This window comes from Peribacillus phoenicis, assembly GCF_047238085.1.
Taxonomy (GTDB): domain Bacteria; phylum Bacillota; class Bacilli; order Bacillales; family DSM-1321; genus Peribacillus.
The window spans coordinates 825919-841708 of the sequence record NZ_JBDFMF010000001.1 but is presented as its reverse complement, the minus strand read 5'-3'; the positions used below and the strand labels follow the sequence as shown (position 1 = coordinate 841708).

Annotated in this window: 14 protein-coding genes and 1 riboswitch; of the genes, 8 read left to right on the top strand and 6 right to left on the bottom strand. The window is 43.5% G+C overall.

Annotation, left to right across the window (positions count from 1 at the left end; translation table 11 throughout):
- Positions 1-118 precede the first annotated feature (118 nt).
- Positions 119-232: riboswitch (SAM riboswitch) on the top strand.
- Between the two features lie 86 nt (positions 233-318).
- Together ABC374_RS04205 and metC are read left to right on the top strand one after the other, a co-directional pair.
- Positions 319-1431 (top strand): methionine biosynthesis PLP-dependent protein, encoded by a 1113-nt coding sequence (locus tag ABC374_RS04205; RefSeq protein WP_413016133.1) that lies wholly within the window; start codon positions 319-321, stop codon positions 1429-1431.
- Positions 1428-2609: a cystathionine beta-lyase gene (gene metC / locus ABC374_RS04200; RefSeq protein WP_350301656.1), complete on the top strand. Its 1182-nt coding sequence runs from the start codon at positions 1428-1430 to the stop codon at positions 2607-2609. Before ABC374_RS04205 ends, metC begins: the two co-directional genes overlap by 4 nt.
- A gap of 112 nt (positions 2610-2721) precedes the next feature.
- On the opposite strand, the gene ABC374_RS04195 is transcribed toward metC, so the two are convergent.
- The 3 genes from ABC374_RS04195 to ABC374_RS04185 form a co-directional block, all read right to left on the bottom strand.
- Positions 2722-2970: a type B 50S ribosomal protein L31 gene (locus ABC374_RS04195; RefSeq protein WP_034314776.1), complete on the bottom strand. Its 249-nt coding sequence runs from the start codon at positions 2968-2970 to the stop codon at positions 2722-2724.
- A gap of 135 nt (positions 2971-3105) precedes the next feature.
- A complete protein-coding gene (locus tag ABC374_RS04190) occupies positions 3106-5124 on the bottom strand; it encodes an ABC transporter ATP-binding protein (RefSeq protein WP_413016131.1) in 2019 nt (672 codons plus the stop codon).
- Positions 5121-6872, bottom strand: a complete 1752-nt coding sequence (locus ABC374_RS04185; protein ID WP_413016129.1) for an ABC transporter ATP-binding protein — start codon at positions 6870-6872, stop codon at positions 5121-5123. Before ABC374_RS04185 ends, ABC374_RS04190 begins: the two co-directional genes overlap by 4 nt.
- A 507-nt stretch (positions 6873-7379) precedes the next feature.
- Between ABC374_RS04185 and ABC374_RS04180 the strand changes: the two genes are divergently transcribed.
- The 4 genes from ABC374_RS04180 (at position 7380) to ABC374_RS04165 (ending at position 11649) form a co-directional block, all read left to right on the top strand.
- Complete coding sequence (locus tag ABC374_RS04180) at positions 7380-7541, top strand: hypothetical protein (RefSeq protein WP_413016127.1); 162 nt, start codon at positions 7380-7382, stop codon at positions 7539-7541.
- Between the two features lie 83 nt (positions 7542-7624).
- Positions 7625-8743 carry a DUF2515 family protein gene (locus ABC374_RS04175; RefSeq protein WP_413016125.1) on the top strand — a complete coding sequence of 373 codons (1119 nt, stop codon included), beginning with the start codon at positions 7625-7627 and terminating at the stop codon, positions 8741-8743.
- Positions 8744-8817: 74 nt separating this feature from the next.
- Positions 8818-9171, top strand: a complete 354-nt coding sequence (locus ABC374_RS04170) for a hypothetical protein (protein ID WP_413016123.1) — start codon at positions 8818-8820, stop codon at positions 9169-9171.
- A gap of 363 nt (positions 9172-9534) precedes the next feature.
- Positions 9535-11649, top strand: coding sequence for a peptidoglycan D,D-transpeptidase FtsI family protein (locus ABC374_RS04165; RefSeq protein WP_459564382.1), 2115 nt, complete (start codon positions 9535-9537; stop codon positions 11647-11649).
- Between the two features lie 54 nt (positions 11650-11703).
- On the opposite strand, the gene ABC374_RS04160 is transcribed toward ABC374_RS04165, so the two are convergent.
- Positions 11704-12171 carry a CBS domain-containing protein gene (locus ABC374_RS04160; RefSeq protein ID WP_275730962.1) on the bottom strand — a complete coding sequence of 156 codons (468 nt, stop codon included), beginning with the start codon at positions 12169-12171 and terminating at the stop codon, positions 11704-11706.
- Between the two features lie 68 nt (positions 12172-12239).
- Complete coding sequence (gene glpK / locus ABC374_RS04155; protein ID WP_413016118.1) at positions 12240-13730, bottom strand: glycerol kinase GlpK; 1491 nt, start codon at positions 13728-13730, stop codon at positions 12240-12242.
- A gap of 190 nt (positions 13731-13920) precedes the next feature.
- On the opposite strand from glpK, the gene ABC374_RS04150 reads away from it, so the two are divergent.
- Together ABC374_RS04150 and ABC374_RS04145 are read left to right on the top strand one after the other, a co-directional pair.
- Entirely contained in the window at positions 13921-14712 is a 792-nt protein-coding gene (locus ABC374_RS04150) for a TIGR00266 family protein (protein WP_048687434.1), read from the top strand.
- A 52-nt stretch (positions 14713-14764) separates the two neighbouring features.
- Positions 14765-15007 carry a hypothetical protein gene (locus ABC374_RS04145; protein WP_488199292.1) on the top strand — a complete coding sequence of 81 codons (243 nt, stop codon included), beginning with the start codon at positions 14765-14767 and terminating at the stop codon, positions 15005-15007.
- 2 nt (positions 15008-15009) lie between these two features.
- On the opposite strand, the gene ABC374_RS04140 is transcribed toward ABC374_RS04145, so the two are convergent.
- Entirely contained in the window at positions 15010-15759 is a 750-nt protein-coding gene (locus ABC374_RS04140) for an SDR family NAD(P)-dependent oxidoreductase (protein ID WP_350301647.1), read from the bottom strand.
- Positions 15760-15790: the final 31 nt, after the last annotated feature.

The window sequence follows — 15790 nt, the reverse complement described above, 5'->3', positions numbered from 1 at the left end:
TAGGCACCGCTAGGCTTCGATTGACCTGGCCATGAACATCAAAGCATCATCACTCCCAAAATGTCCTTGACAGTATTTTGTATATATAGTAAATTCAAAAGAAATTGAATAATCTAAACTCTTATCGAGAGAGGTAGAGGGAATGGCCCGATGACACCTCAGCAACCTTCATTTGTTTCAAACCAATGAAAAGGTGCTAATTCCACAAGTTTGTGAACTTGGAAGATAAGAAGAATGACTCATCCTTACTTAATCAAAGTCTTCTTCTTAAAGAAGACTTTTTTTTATTTTATATAACTCAAAGGAGCAGTGAAAACCATGTATAAAACTGAAACATATCTTGCTCAATTAGGAAATCGCAGCGAAACGGCGACAGGAACAGTCAATCCGCCGGTATACTTTTCAACAGCCTTTCGTCACGAAGGAATTGGCCAATCGACGGGATTCGACTACACAAGGACAGGTAACCCTACACGCCAGCTATTGGAGCGATCCATCGCCGATCTGGAAAAAGGAGACCAAGGTTATGCCTGCAGTTCAGGAATGGCCGCCATCTCAACCATTCTCGCCCTTTTTAAATCCGGGGATGCATGGATTGTCAGCGAAGATCTTTATGGCGGTACATATCGTCTGTTAGAACAAGGTTTTAAAAAATGGGGATTGCAGTGTGACTATGTAAACACTTGTTGTTTGGAGGATATCGAAAAAGCCATCACTCCTCACACGAAAGCCATCTTCATCGAAACTCCCACTAACCCCCTTATGCAGCAAACGGACATTAGCGCTGTTGCCGCATTGGCCAAACGATATAATTTATTGTTAATCGTTGATAACACTTTTTACACGCCTCTTATTCAACAACCCATCCTGCTTGGAGCGGATATTGTGATTCACAGTGCAACCAAGTATCTCGGTGGTCATAATGATGTGCTCGCCGGACTGATCGTTGCTAGCGGCGCTGAATTATGTGATGCACTTGCCTTCCATCATAATGGTACTGGAGCTGTCTTGAGCCCATTTGATTCTTGGCTGTTGATGCGCGGAATGAAAACCCTGGCATTGCGGATGGAGCGTCATGAAAAGAATGCCAAAATACTTGTAGATTACTTATCGGAGCATGATTGTGTCACGGATGTATTGTATCCCGGCAGAGGCGGCATGATTTCTTTCCGCATCATTGATGAAGCGGCTGTTAACCCATTTTTACAATCGCTCTCATTAATTTCCTTTGCAGAAAGCCTTGGAGGGGTTGAAAGCTTCATCACCTATCCTGCCACACAAACACATGCCGATATACCGCTTGAGGTCAGAACGGCAAATGGGGTTTGTAATCGCCTGCTCCGCTTCTCCGTTGGCATCGAGGATAGCGATGATTTGATTGGTGACCTGCAGCAAGCATTCACACATGTAAAAAGGGAGGCACTACGATGACAGGTCATGATTTTAGCTTTGAAACGAAATTACTTCATAATCAACATAAATTCGATCCGGCAACGGGCGGTGTGAGCGTCCCCATTCAGCATGCATCGACTTTCCATCAATCCGATATCGATCAATTCGGCAAATATGATTACAGCAGAAGCGGGAACCCAACTCGCGAAGCACTTGAAGATATCATTGCCGATCTTGAGGAAGGCACTCACGGCTTTGCCTTTTCATCAGGTATGGCTGCCATTTCAACAGCCTTCCTGCTATTGTCTGCCGGAGACCATATCGTCATTTCCGAAGATGTGTATGGCGGAACTTTCAGGATGGTCACTAGCGTATTGACCCGTTTCAATATTGAGCATACCTTCGTTGACATGACGGACCTTGAAAGCGTCAAAGCGGCCGTTCAGCCAAATACCAAGGCCATATACATCGAAACGCCTTCAAATCCGTTACTTAAAGTGACCGATATTCAAGCTGTATGTGATATCGCAAAAAAAGCCGGTGCCTTAAGTTTTGTTGATAACACATTCTTGACACCCGCATTGCAAAAACCGCTGAATCTGGGCGCTGATGTTGTCCTTCATAGCGCGACGAAGTTTTTATCCGGACATAGTGATGTGGTAGCTGGGCTTGCGGTCGTGAAAGATCCGGAATTGGCGGCAAGACTCGGTTCGCTCCAAAACTCCTTTGGAGCGGTCCTTGGTGTACAGGATGCCTGGCTTGTAATGAGAGGTTTGAAAACCTTGTCAGTTAGAATGGAACATTCACAAAAAGGGGCAGAAAAGATTGCAGCCTATTTAAAGGAGCAGCCCTTGGTGAAAAAAGTGTATTATCCCGGCCTAGCCGATCATCCACAGCACGCCATCCAGAAAGGCCAGTCACTTGGAGCAGGGGCGGTCCTATCTTTTGAATTGGAAAGTGAGGAAATCTTCCGTTCCTTCGTAAACACTGTCGAGCTCCCTGTTTTTGCCGTAAGCCTAGGGGCGGTCGAATCCATATTATCCTACCCTGCCAAAATGTCCCATGCTGCCATGCCTGCTGATGAAAGGGAAAAGCGAGGCATCACGAACAGCTTGCTCCGCCTCTCTGTCGGACTTGAAAACCCGGACGATATAATCAAGGACTTTGATGCGGCCCTAGTCAATATTGCCAAAGGGGAAGCAATTGCTGCAAAATGAATAAAGGATGGGTGCCTCATATATTATGGGCACCCTTTTTCCTTGCATCATTATTAACTCTATTTCTACCCAGTCATAAAAAAAGGCCATCGATTTCCCGATGGCCTGACTTTCATTTCTTCATATTATATTTATCCAGGAAGCGATCCACCCGTCCGCCTTTTTCAGCAAACTTCTGCTTTCCTGTATAATAAGGGTGCGTATCCGAGCTGATTTCCACTTTTAATAATGGATATGTTTGGCCGTCTTCCCAAACGATCGTTTCATTGGACGTCTTCGTGGAACCTGTCAAAAATTTATACCCACTGTTGGTATCCATGAATACCACTTGTTGATAATCGGGATGAATTTCTTGTTTCACTATTATCACCTCATCGTCAGTATAAGTATATCTTAAACGTAATGATTACTATTATCAACCATTATGCTTGGGGGTACCAATAGTCGGCACCCTCTTTATAGTTTAATCTTGATGAACCACCCTTATTCAATTGTGTCAGCCAGCCATGCCTTTATGCGGACCAGCCTGCAGTTCATACATTTGATAGTACTTCCCTTTTAGTTCCATTAATTCCTCATGTGTACCAAGTTCTGCAATCCGCCCTTTATCCAGTACAAGAATTTGGTCGGCATTTTTTATCGTGGAAAGTCTATGTGCAATGATGAAGGTCGTTCTCCCTTTTTTCAGCACTTCCATTCCCTCCTGGATAATTGCCTCGGTTTCGGTGTCGATGCTTGCTGTCGCTTCATCCAAAATCAATATGGCCGGATTGAATGCAAGAGCACGTGCAAAAGAGATTAGCTGCCGCTGTCCGGAAGACAGCGTTCCGCCTTTTTCGATTACGGGTTCGTCAAGCCCTAAAGGAAGATGCTTCAGCACTTTGTCCCCCCCGACATCTCTTAATGCTTTTTCAACCATTTCCCTTGTGATGCCTTTATGATTCAGACTGATATTGGAGGCGATGGTGCCAGTGAATAAATAGGGATCCTGAAGGACGATTCCCATATGCTCCCTAAGCGTTTGATGGGGGATATCCAATATATTTCTGCCATCGATTTTAATTTGGCCTTCACTGCTGTCATAAAAGCGGAACAATAAATTCATTATGGAACTTTTTCCTGACCCGGTGTGGCCAACTAAAGCGACCGTTTCGCCTTGTTTAGCGGAAAAGGAAATGTCCCTTAGCACATATTCATTATCCTTATAACCAAAAGAAACATTTTCGAATTGAACGTTTCCTTTGTATCTGGATATGTTTTCATCACTGACTGCCAATCCCTGCTCATCCAATAAACTGAATGCCCGCTCCCCTGCAACAAGCGCCTGTTCAAGGTTAGCGAACTGATTGACGATTCCATGAAGCGGATGAAGCAGGCGGCTGATCAAATCAACAATTGCATACATCATCCCTAAGGAAATGGCCGAACTCGCTGTAAGGGAAATCCCGCCGAAATACCAGACGAATGCCATTAGCGCCAAAACCTTAATGACGCCAATCAAGTTTCCACCCGTCAACGAATTTAAATGGAGCATTTTATTTTGATAGGAATAATGCTCCCGGTTCAGGTTTTCAAAAGATTGCTTCGTCTCCTTTTCACGTCCAAATGCCTGGATGATGCTCATTCCAGAAATGGATTCATTGATCATCCCATTAATATCGCTGACCCGTTCCCGAATGATGTGATTATATTTCGAGGCGAATTTACGGTATACCATCGTCCAGATGACGATGATCGGAATAAGTAAAGTGCCAATGGTACCGACTCGTGGATCCAGAATATACAAAGCAATTAGAACGCCGAAGATATTAATTGTACTCGAGAAAAAGTTGGCGAGCACGGTTACATATAATTCCCGGATCGCTTCCGTATCATTAGTGACCCTTGCCACAACTTTACCCGCCGGCATATTATCGAAATAACGTATCGGCAGACGGGAAATGTGCTTAAAAATATCATTTCGCATCTTCTGTATGATTCGGTTCGCCGCTTTCTGTAAATAAAAGCTCTGTCCATATTGAAAAATGGAGGAAAGGATGACAAGGCTAAAATAAAAAGCCACAAGCTTAATGATCCGAGGGATTTCCGGTTGGTAAAATCCCATCACTTCCTGACTTGTCAATTTCACTGCTTGTGAACGTTGCTCTTTCCCGTCTTTCCTGATGATCAATGATTGGTCCTCCAAGGTTCTGCGCCCATCAATAGGGACAGCTTCATTTACGAAGACAAATTGATTGCCAACCTGCAGAACATGGACTTCCCTGCCTTTCTTCTCACCTTTTGCAAAGTAATCAGTCCGTTTATACCAATTTCCATCGTACTTGACAGCATCCTTTCCTTTATCCGTCTCATACCAGGAAGATTCAATGCCAAGTATATGTGAATCGATGATTTTCTTGGCAACGAAAGGACCCGTTAAATCGGCCGCTACCGAAAGTGCCAGCATGATCAGGGCGCCAATGATCAATTTTTTATAAAGGGCAGCATAATTAAAAAGTTTCTTTACGACCTTCATGCCTTCACCTCCTTCCCTTCGTCAACCTGCTGTCGCTCATATTGCTCCTTATACCAGCCATCTTTAAGCAGCAAATCCTCATGAGTCCCCTCTTCGATGATCTCTCCACTGTCCAACACAATAATCCTGTCCGCGTGCTGAACGGCTGATAAGCGATGGGTTGTGATGATGGTCGTTTTCCCTGCTCGTTCATTTTGGATATTTTCGATGATCGTCGTTTCCGTTTTTGCATCTACAGCAGATAAGGAATCATCCAATATAAGGATTTCTGGATTTTTGATCAGTGCCCTGGCAATCGAAATCCTCTGCTTTTGCCCTCCGGATAGTGCGACACCCTTCTCACCCACTAGTGTCTCAAGACGGTTTGGCAGCATCATTAAGTCCTTCTCAAAATCCGCAAGCCGGATAGCTTTAGCCAGTTCATCTTCCGTTGCATCCATTTTACCGAATAAGATGTTATCCCTAACAGACTTCGAGAATAAAAAATGGTCCTGTGGAACGTAGCCGATCCATTTACGAATATCTTCAAGGGTCAGTTGCTCCAGCGGCATGCCTGCAAAAGCGATTTCACCTTTTCCTAAAGGGTATTCCCGCAGCAATTGCTTCACGAATGTCGTTTTTCCACTACCTGTTTTCCCCACTATCCCCAATGTTTGACCGCGCTCAAGCTGAACGGAAATATTGGATAGATTCACAACCGTTGAGGAAGGGTATGTAAAATACACTGAATCGAATTGGATATTTCCCGGATTCGCAATACTCCCCAGCCCAACTGAATTCTTCACATCCGCTTCATGTGAAAGGGTATCCTGAACACGATCTAGTGAAGCATTTCCCCTTTGCATGACATTGATCAGTTCACCCACCGCGATCATCGGCCAGATTAACATGCCTAGATACACATTGAACGAAACAAGTCCGCCAAGCGTTATGGCCTGTTGAAACACAAGATAAGCGCCATAGCCCAACCCGATTAAATAACTGATGCCGATGATAATGCTAATCGTCGGATCAAAGAGGGCATCGATTCTTGCCACGGCTAGATTTTTGCGATATACATTCTCGGTCATTTCATCAAACCGCTTTTCATCTTCCCGTTCCTGGACATAGGCCCGGATAACACGGACACCTGAAATGGATTCCAGGACCTTGTCATTTAAAGTACCAAAGGCTGCTTGTGCATCCGTAAAACGTTTGTAAATTTTCTTCACGTAAATTTGCATCATCACTGCCATGATCGGAAGCGGCAGCACCGCCGCAATCGTCAACTGCCAGCTGATCGTGGCCCCCATCATGACCACTACCGTAATGGTGAACAGCACTGCGTCAACGAGGGTCAATATCCCGAAACCAGCCGTGAGGGATATTGCCTTTAAATCATTGGTTGCCCTTGCCATTAAATCCCCTGTACGGTTTTTTTCATAAAAGCTCGGCGTCATTTTCAGCAAATGGCCCATAAATCCGGACCTTAGTTTTCGTTCGACCAGGTTACCTCCGCCGAATAACAGATAACTCCATAAGTAACCAAATATGTAACTGCCGATCAGTACCATGAGCAAATAAATAACGTATTTCATGACCGCTTCCTGCGTCATGGTGCCATTGTTCATATCATCGATGGCATTCCCGACAAGTTTTGGCGGGATAACCTCCAAGATATTCACTAGACATAGAAATAAAATCGCCAAGGTGTAACGCTGCCACTGTTCTTTAAAGAACCAGGACAGCTTTTTAAAAATCGCAAACATGAATTCCCCTCCCTTTTGGTCAAATCTTTCACTCGCTAACCGCTTTCTGGATCTCCCGGCTTCAATAAAATTTCCAATGTCTTTTGTCTCATTTTAAGTTCCTCCTATCTTTTATATGGAAAGGATGCTAATGCACCTAGATCCCAAATGCCAAAAAGCCCCCGCCAATTAGCGGAAGCTTTTTTAGATGCGTAATAACACATATAAAAGCGCAGGCCGCGAAAATTCCACAACCTGCGCTTTAAAATGATCAATGAACACGTCGGATCCCTTATCTAGAAAGACAAGATCTCTGGGCAGGCGGACGTATGATATTCGATTATGACATCACTGTGCTTAACTGATTTAGTCATGACGTTCGCCTCCTTTTTTAAAATTAATGGTAATTTTTAACTTATATTTAAAGATTACTACGTTTGCTTATTTTTGTCAATTGCGACTATTCTAGATTATTGATGGATATTCCTTTATTCTTATAGGATGACGTAACCTAAGGAGGTTCAGCATATGCAATGGAGAAAATATATACTCCTGGCGGTTCCCTTTTTATTATCATCCATTTTCATCTTATTTGCCGTACCGGTCCAATATAGATTTTTATCCTTCATTCCTGTGTTTCTTTTCTGGATAGTCTATTATATTTTATTGTACCGGGAAAGGAAAAAATGACATCACCTGGGGGCGTTGCAAATGCAACGCCCCTTTCTTGACGGCTCTGCATATAATGATCGAAAAACATTCGTGGTGATTGTATGCTCTCCCAATATTTGAAAAAGCTGTTGGGTAAACACCCTGCCAAAACAAAACCCATCATCGATGCTGAAAGATATGTCACGCTAAAATCCCTTTTACAAAAAGAGCTCTTTCAGCCTTTTGATGAGTCAAAAGCTTTTTTCCCTGAGGAAACCGCTCTTATAAAAAGGATTCGAACCGTGACGGCTGCCTTGAACCGGAACAATATCACAAGAACACAAGCATATCTTGCCTTTTACAATCGTAATCCAGAGGTCCATTGGGCCTTTTTAGCACATATGGTTTCGAGGAATGGAGGATACCATATGTCTGACTTGAAAAGTTCAATCATGACCCACCTCCTTGACCGAGCGGAACGGCAGAAATTCTTCCTTTTCCTTGAGCGCGCCAATTCAGCCATATTTGCTGATGCTTTCCCCCAGCTTCTTTTATATGAACATTCCAAACAAAAAGAACTTCCGCTAAGAAGGTATTTACCGGTATTCCGCATTTCAAGATTCATGGCCCCGATTTGGGAATCTTTCATTGAAGAGCCCCATTCCCCCCTTTTGACAACGGCCCTTATCATCAATGAACAAAGAATGCTTCAGGAAAGGATATTAAAACGCACCCGTCATGGCGAAATCCTCCGCAGGCTTGATTTTCAACTGCAGGAATACTTAGGCTTCATGAAAGTGATTTTTCCTTATGCAAACAAGCAAAAAGGATTTCATTCCTTGACAGGCCTTACCGTTGAACGCTTTGCCGACCCGAAACAGCGTATTGAAACGGGCAAATCATTATATGAGCTTCTTTTTCAGCATCCGGTGGTTTTTCGCGGTGTTGGCCAATTTACAAAAGAGATTCCTCACACGGGTTCAAGAGAGGATTACTGGGCAAGCATATATACCTCTGATGGTTCCACGTCAAAAGATGATAAAGTTTACAGCCCCACTCTTCATGATGCATGGAAAGACCATCTAGTCTTTCCTCCCCATTCCTTTGATTGGTTCACGAATGAAAGCTTCATAGAAGATTTACGAAGCTTACCGATCATTAAAAGGGCGGACCTGACCAACGAGGTGCTCGAAAATGTCACGCATCTCAAAACCCTTAACGGAATGAAAGCCATTTTCTAGCATGAAGCCTCTTACTTTGAATATCCCTTCCCCCATTTGGCAAGAATGGTTAGCAAAAAGGATGGGTGAAGCAAATGAGAGGCATTGTACTATTGAACCCAAATTACAAAATCGGGGATTTACATACAGATGAAAGCTTTGCAATCCAAAAGATCGTGACGGACAAGTATATGGAAGAGAAGAATATTTCCCCGGTCATACTCAATCCGTATCAAATCCACCCTTATTACACAATCCCGCATGAGCTTCTATTCAATTTACAAAGTAAAAAAACGGGTCAAATTGATTGCCTTGTGCTTCACTCCCTAGAAACGATCGAACGCTTCAACTATATTTACCCTGAAAAATGGCTTGAGCTATGCGGATATTTCAAAGAGGTTATCAGTGTCACGACTCAAACTCCCGTTAGGAAATATGAAGCAAATTAATGTTTATCATGGTACTTAAGTCATTGTGAATGGATTATAAGGTTTACATTTTTCTTTCATTTAAAAATTTCCTTCCAAGCGCTTTGGTCACAAGAGCGACTCATAATTGCATCTCTCCTCATGATTGTCGCTTTGTCGCTTTGCCGCTTCGCTCTCTCTTTATCTATTAAAACCCCCATTGACCTTTATATTTGTATTAATTTTCCCAATTATAAGATTACTAGGGATTATCTAACTTCAGAACAATCTTTTGGAAATATAGATAAATTTACGGATAAACCATAGAAAAATAAGTTAATTTTATATATCATTGGAGATAGGAATTTTCTTATTTTTTACTTTTACTAGAAAGGAATGTTAATGATGGCCAAAGAAAAAAAGAAAAAAACCCCAATTCCTTTCCGACTGAACTTTATGTTCTTTTTAATATTCATTTTATTTTCAAGCTTAATAATCCGGCTTGGCATCGTCCAAATCGTATATGGGGATGATTACCTCCGCGAAGTCGACCGAACGGAAAACGATGTGGCCAATACCCCCGTTCCCCGTGGCAAGATGTATGACCGTAACTTGAATCCGGTCGTTGATAATGAGCCACGCAATGCCATCACCTATACGAAATACCCGAATACGAAAACGGCAGATATGGTGAAGACGGCAGAGGTCCTTGCCACCTTGATAGAAAAAGATACCAAAAAGGTAACCCTGCCGGATAAAAAGGATTTTTGGATTTTAAAGCATCCGAAAGAAGCCGAAGCCTTGATTACCAAGGCCGAGAGGAAGAAAGTAGTCGAAAAGAAACTGGAGCAAAAAAATTTATACAAACTTCAAATGGAACGGGTAACCGATGAGGATATCAACGAATTCACCAAAGATGAATTGGAAGTGATCGCCATCTTCCGGGAATTCAATAGCGGCTATGCCCTTGCACCCTCGATCGTGAAAAATAAAGATGTCACCACTAAGGAATTCGCCAGGGTCAGCGAACATTTGGATGAAATGCCAGGCGTGGATGTAACGACGGATTGGGAAAGGACCTATAAGTATGCCAAGACCCTTCGTTCGGTTCTTGGCAAGGTCTCTTCTTCCGAAGAAGGCATTCCCAGTGAAAATATCGACTATTATCTGGCACGAGACTATACCAGGAATGATCGGGTCGGAAAAAGTTATATCGAAAAGCAATATGAAGATGTCCTGCGCGGTCAAAAGACACGGATTGAAAATGTGCTGAGCAAAGGGGAAGTAATCAAAACGAATACCCTCACTGAAGGGCAAAGCGGAAAAGACTTGGTCCTTACAATTGATATGGAGCTGCAGCAGCAGGTTGAAAAAATCATCGAGAGAGAATTGCGGAAAACGAAAGCCAAAGGAAATACCTACTTATTGGATCGTGCCTTTGTCGTTTTAATGGACCCGAATACAGGCGAGGTGCTCACGATGGCCGGCAGGCAATACGGCCGCAACAGTAAAACCGGCTTGACCGAAATGAACGATTTCGCCCTTGGAAACATTACGACATCCTATACGATGGGGTCATCTGTTAAAGGAGCCACTGTCTACACAGGCTTTCAGACAGGAGCCATCGCACCAGGGTCAGCTTTTTTTGACAGAAAACTCCAATTAGCAAGGGCTAAGCCCAAAGGATCTTATAGTGAATTGGGTTATGTAACCGATGTCTCTGCGTTAAAGAAATCGTCGAATGTCTATATGTTCATGACGGCAATCAAAATTGCCGGCGGTCATTATATCCCTAACCGGCCGTTAGGAATCAACCGGGAAGCTTATTCAATCATGCGAAATCATTATGCCCAATTTGGATTGGGTGTCCGCACAGGCATCGACCTTCCAAATGAATCCGTAGGGTTTAAAGGAGTCGATATGTCAACAGACGGATTGCTGCTGGATTTATCGATTGGGCAGTATGATACATATACTCCTATGCAATTGGCACAGTACGTATCGACGATTGCAAATGGCGGAAAAAGGCTTGAGCCCCATATGGTCAGGGAAATCAGGAATCCTTCCAACGAACACCAAGAATTGGGCAGCGTTTTTAAAACAATGAGTCCTAAAGTATTAAACGACTTAGGCGGAAAAGACGTTTGGATGCAACGTGTCCAGGAAGGATTCAGACAGGTCGCACAGGAGCCAGGCGGGACGGCATATAAATATTTCGGCGGTAAGTCCTACCGTGCGGCAGCAAAAACGGGTACTGCCGAGGCCTTTTACGACGGACCGCGGAGAAATCAATATAGTGAACCCTTGGAAACCATAAATTTGACTCTTGTAGGTTATGCACCTCACAATAATCCGGAAGTGGCATTTTCTGTTGTCGTGCCATGGGTGTATCAAGGCAAGCCCTCTGATGATATAAACAAAAGGATCGGGCGGGACGTAATGGACGCCTACTTTAAATTGAAGGAAAAAAGAGCAAAAGGTGAATCTGATGCAGATAAGGCAGTAGAAAGCACTCAATGATGATTACAAAAAAGGCCTGCTCGTAATCGAGCAGGCCTTTTTTATGATGCCCATTTATTCCAGCTTTTGGACGAATTCCTTATAAAGGGCCCTAAGTGCATCTCCCCTGCTGATGATGCCGACGACTTTATCATTTTTGTCCACGACAGGGATTTTCTTGAAATGATGCTTGGAAAGGACCTTTATCAATTCATCTAACGGATCTTCGGGAGATAGCTTTGTAATCTTTTTATTTTTAATGATTTGTGAGACTTTATCATTCATTTTGGATGTAACCTTTTCATCCAATTCTTCACCGGGAAGAACCGTAATGTAGGTGAAATACCCCATGATGGCTTCCTCTGCAGGTGTCAAGTAACGAAGGATATCCCCGTCAGTCACCATTCCCAATAGCTTATCATGTTCATCCACAACAGGGACCCCGCCCACTTTATTTTCGATTAAGATCCGCAGAATTTCCTTTAATGTAAAATCAGGACGGGCTACAAAGACTTCCCTTATCATGAAATCCTTAACTAACATATTACCACCCCTTTTTTAAGTTTGTACGTTCTGTATTCATCTCTCCCCTATTAATACCCTTACTTACTCTATTTAAAAACCCTTGCCGCCTGAACTGCCTTTTTCCAGCCATTATATAAATCCTTCCGTTCCTGTTCTTCCATCCCGGGTTCGAATTTCTTATCGACTGCCCATAGCTTTGAAATCTCTTCCTGACTTTCCCAATAACCGACAGCGAGCCCAGCCAAATACGCCGCTCCTAACGCTGTCGTTTCACTAATAACGGGTCTTTCGACTGGTACATTCAGGAGGCCGCTTTGAAATTCCATCAAGAAGTTGTTTTTGACAACCCCGCCATCAACCCTCAATGCCTTTAGGTTAATCCCTGAATCGACTTCCATGGCGCTGAGGACATCTTTTGTCTGGTAGGCCAATGCTTCCAATGTTGCCCGGACGAAATGCTCCTTCGATGTCCCCCTTGTCAGTCCGAATACAGCTCCCCTGACATCACTATCCCAATAAGGGGTACCTAATCCAACAAATGCGGGAACTACATAAACACCATCGGCTGAAGTGACCCGCAAAGCATACTTTTCACTGTCTTTCGGATCATGCAAGAGTTTCAGTCCATCCCTTAACCATTGTATGGCCGAACCTGCGACAAAAATACTTCCTTCCAAGGCATATTCGACTTTTCCATTCAGTCCCCATGCAATCGTGGTCAACAGGCCATGCTCTGATTTCACTGCCTTTTCTCCTGTGTTCATCAGCATGAAGCATCCGGTGCCATACGTATTCTTAGCCATTCCTTTTTCAAAGCATTCTTGTCCGAACAAGGCAGCCTGTTGATCTCCCGCTGCTCCGGCAATCGGGATTTCGTGCCCAAAGAAATGGTGTGGCGCTGTTTTCCCGTATATCTCCGATGAAGAACGAACATCCGGAAGCATCGATCGCGGCACTTGCAGGATTTCCAGCAGCTCTTCGTCCCACTTCAGGTCATGAATGTTATACATCAGCGTCCTTGAAGCATTCGAATAATCGGTTACATGTGATTTACCACCCGAAAGTTTCCATATCAGCCACGTATCGATCGTACCAAACAATAAGTCTCCGTTTTCAGCCTTTTCACGTGCCCCATCTACATGGTCGAGAATCCATTTCACCTTTGTTCCGGAAAAATATGCATCAATCAACAATCCGGTTTTCTGCAAAAATAAGTCATCGAGGCCCTCATCCTTCAATTGCGTACAAATTTCGCTTGTCTGCCGGGATTGCCAGACGATGGCATGATGAATCGGCTGACCTGTTTCCTTATCCCATACCACGGTCGTTTCCCGTTGATTCGTTATGCCAATTCCAGCGATCTGTTCAGGCTTTACATTCATTTCCGATAGACAGGAAGCGATTACCGATAGGATGGAACCCCAAATTTCATTGGCGTTATGCTCCACCCATCCTGGATTTCTGAAATATTGGGTGAATTCCTTTTGGGCAATATGCAAAACTTCCCCGCTTTTATTAAATAAAATGGCCCGGGAACTTGTCGTTCCCTGGTCCAATGATAGTATGTAAGTCTCCACGGCTGTCTCCTCCTGCACTTAAGAAAAGGTTCATTTCAGCTTAAGTGTCATGCTGTTTTTTCTTTCTTCATTTTACTAGATTTACCCGTGAAAACAAAAATATATAAATTACAGCAGTAAACTGAAAAATATTGGCAGGTTAAGAGTTTATCTTTTACAATGAAAATAAGATTGATAGGAGGAATGGAAAATGAATAACCATGAAATAGATTTTAAATTATATGGAGATGACATGCAGTTTGTTGAAGTGGAATTGGATCCTCAGGAAACGGTGATTGCCGAAGCCGGAAGTTTGATGATGATGGAAGATCAAATCAAGATGGAAACCATCTTTGGCGATGGGTCTTCGAATGGTGACAGCGGAATGATGGGTAAGCTATTCGGTGCCGGGAAACGGCTCCTTACTGGTGAGAGTCTTTTCATGACGGCTTTTACGAATGAAGGACGAGATAAAAAACACGTTTCATTCGCCTCGCCTTATCCAGGTAAAATCATTCCGATGGATTTAAGCGAGCTCGGCGGGAAAATCATTTGTCAAAAAGACGCATTCCTGGCGGCAGCGAAAGGCGTTTCAGTCGGAATTGAGTTTCAAAGAAAGATAGGGGCAGGCTTCTTTGGCGGTGAAGGCTTCATCATGCAAAAACTTGAAGGAGATGGAATGACCTTCGTTCATGCCGGCGGCACGATCCATAAAAAAGAATTGGCTGCAGGAGAGATCTTACGCGTCGATACAGGATGTTTAGTAGCAATGACTAGCGGGGTAGATTATAATATTGAAACTGTAAAAGGCGTGAAAACCGCTTTATTCGGAGGCGAAGGTTTGTTCTTTGCAACATTAAAAGGACCCGGAACCGTCTGGGTGCAATCTTTGCCATTCAGCCGGCTTGCAAGCCGTGTTTTTGCTGCAGCGCCGCAAAATGGAGGATCCTCCGAAGAAGGCAGCGTAGCTAGAGGCTTATTCAATTTATTCAACGATAAATAAGAAACGGACCAATGGCTGCCACTATGGCAGTCATTGATCTCTTTTGAAAAGGATGGGTAGCTACATGCAGCTTGTTAAGTGGTCCTACATGAGACGCTATAATATCAAGGCAATTTTTGATCAATTCCCGAATTCGCCTGTTATTTTCCGAAAAATAAGAGATTACTATTTTGTTTATACCATTCACTGGACAGCTGCCGATGGCCCAATCGGCATAAAAGAGCTTGAAGAAATGGAACAGCTGCTCAACCGTGAACTCGGGACTGAACTGCAATATCTTTATCGAAAAAAATGAGATCACTCCTCGTACATCATTTTTCTTGTCATGCCTCCATCGACGATAAGATCCGCACCCGTAACGAAATCATTTTCCGGTGCCGTCAAATAAAGACAGGCCCTTGCAATATCTTCAGGCTTGCCAACCCGATTGGAAAAATGCTGCTGGTGATCTTTATCCCTCAGCGATTCATAATCTCGCGTTTCAATCCATCCCGGCGAAATCGAATTGACCGTAATTTTCTCTTTGCCTAAAGAAGCGGCAAGTGCATGTGTCAGTGCTTTGATCCCCCCTTTTGTCGCTGCATAGGATTCCGAATCAGGCTCAGACATCATCGCTCTGGTTGATGCCAAATTGATGATTGCACCTCCCTTTTCATTTTTCCGCATCGATTCTGCCGCAGCCCGGGAACAAAGGAAAACACTGCGCAAATTCGTATTCATCATATCGTCCCATTCCTCAATCGTCAGGTCATAAAGCGATTTGAATAATGCCTTTCCTGCATTATTGATTAATATATCAATGGTCTTATATGTTTTTAGAGTTACATCCATCAAATGACGGATGTCAGCTTCCTTGCGTACATCCGTTTTGACGAACATGGCTTCATGACCGTTACTTTTGAGCTCTTCCACATACGAAAGACCTTCCCGCTCGTCCAAATCTGCGAGAACGACTGAAGCGCCGCTTTCTGCATATCCCTTTGCCACACCTCTCCCTATACCATTCGAAGCGCCTGTTACAATCACCGTTTTATTTTTGAAACCCATTATTCCACCCTCACTTTCACAGATTTGTCCC

What these genes read in the sequence shown, in the direction of transcription:
- ABC374_RS04205 (WP_413016133.1), top strand. Translation starts at nt 319, where the DNA reads ATGTATAAAACTGAAACATATCTTGCTCAATTAGGAAATCGCAGCGAA.
- metC (WP_350301656.1), top strand. Translation starts at nt 1,428, where the DNA reads ATGACAGGTCATGATTTTAGCTTTGAAACGAAATTACTTCATAATCAA.
- ABC374_RS04190 (WP_413016131.1), bottom strand. Translation starts at nt 5,124, where the DNA reads ATGAAGGTCGTAAAGAAACTTTTTAATTATGCTGCCCTTTATAAAAAA.
- ABC374_RS04185 (WP_413016129.1), bottom strand. Translation starts at nt 6,872, where the DNA reads ATGTTTGCGATTTTTAAAAAGCTGTCCTGGTTCTTTAAAGAACAGTGG.
- ABC374_RS04180 (WP_413016127.1), top strand. Translation starts at nt 7,380, where the DNA reads ATGCAATGGAGAAAATATATACTCCTGGCGGTTCCCTTTTTATTATCA.
- ABC374_RS04175 (WP_413016125.1), top strand. Translation starts at nt 7,625, where the DNA reads ATGCTCTCCCAATATTTGAAAAAGCTGTTGGGTAAACACCCTGCCAAA.
- ABC374_RS04170 (WP_413016123.1), top strand. Translation starts at nt 8,818, where the DNA reads ATGAGAGGCATTGTACTATTGAACCCAAATTACAAAATCGGGGATTTA.
- ABC374_RS04165 (WP_459564382.1), top strand. Translation starts at nt 9,535, where the DNA reads ATGGCCAAAGAAAAAAAGAAAAAAACCCCAATTCCTTTCCGACTGAAC.
- ABC374_RS04160 (WP_275730962.1), bottom strand. Translation starts at nt 12,171, where the DNA reads ATGTTAGTTAAGGATTTCATGATAAGGGAAGTCTTTGTAGCCCGTCCT.
- ABC374_RS04150 (WP_048687434.1), top strand. Translation starts at nt 13,921, where the DNA reads ATGAATAACCATGAAATAGATTTTAAATTATATGGAGATGACATGCAG.
- ABC374_RS04145 (WP_488199292.1), top strand. Translation starts at nt 14,765, where the DNA reads ATGGGTAGCTACATGCAGCTTGTTAAGTGGTCCTACATGAGACGCTAT.
- ABC374_RS04140 (WP_350301647.1), bottom strand. Translation starts at nt 15,759, where the DNA reads ATGGGTTTCAAAAATAAAACGGTGATTGTAACAGGCGCTTCGAATGGT.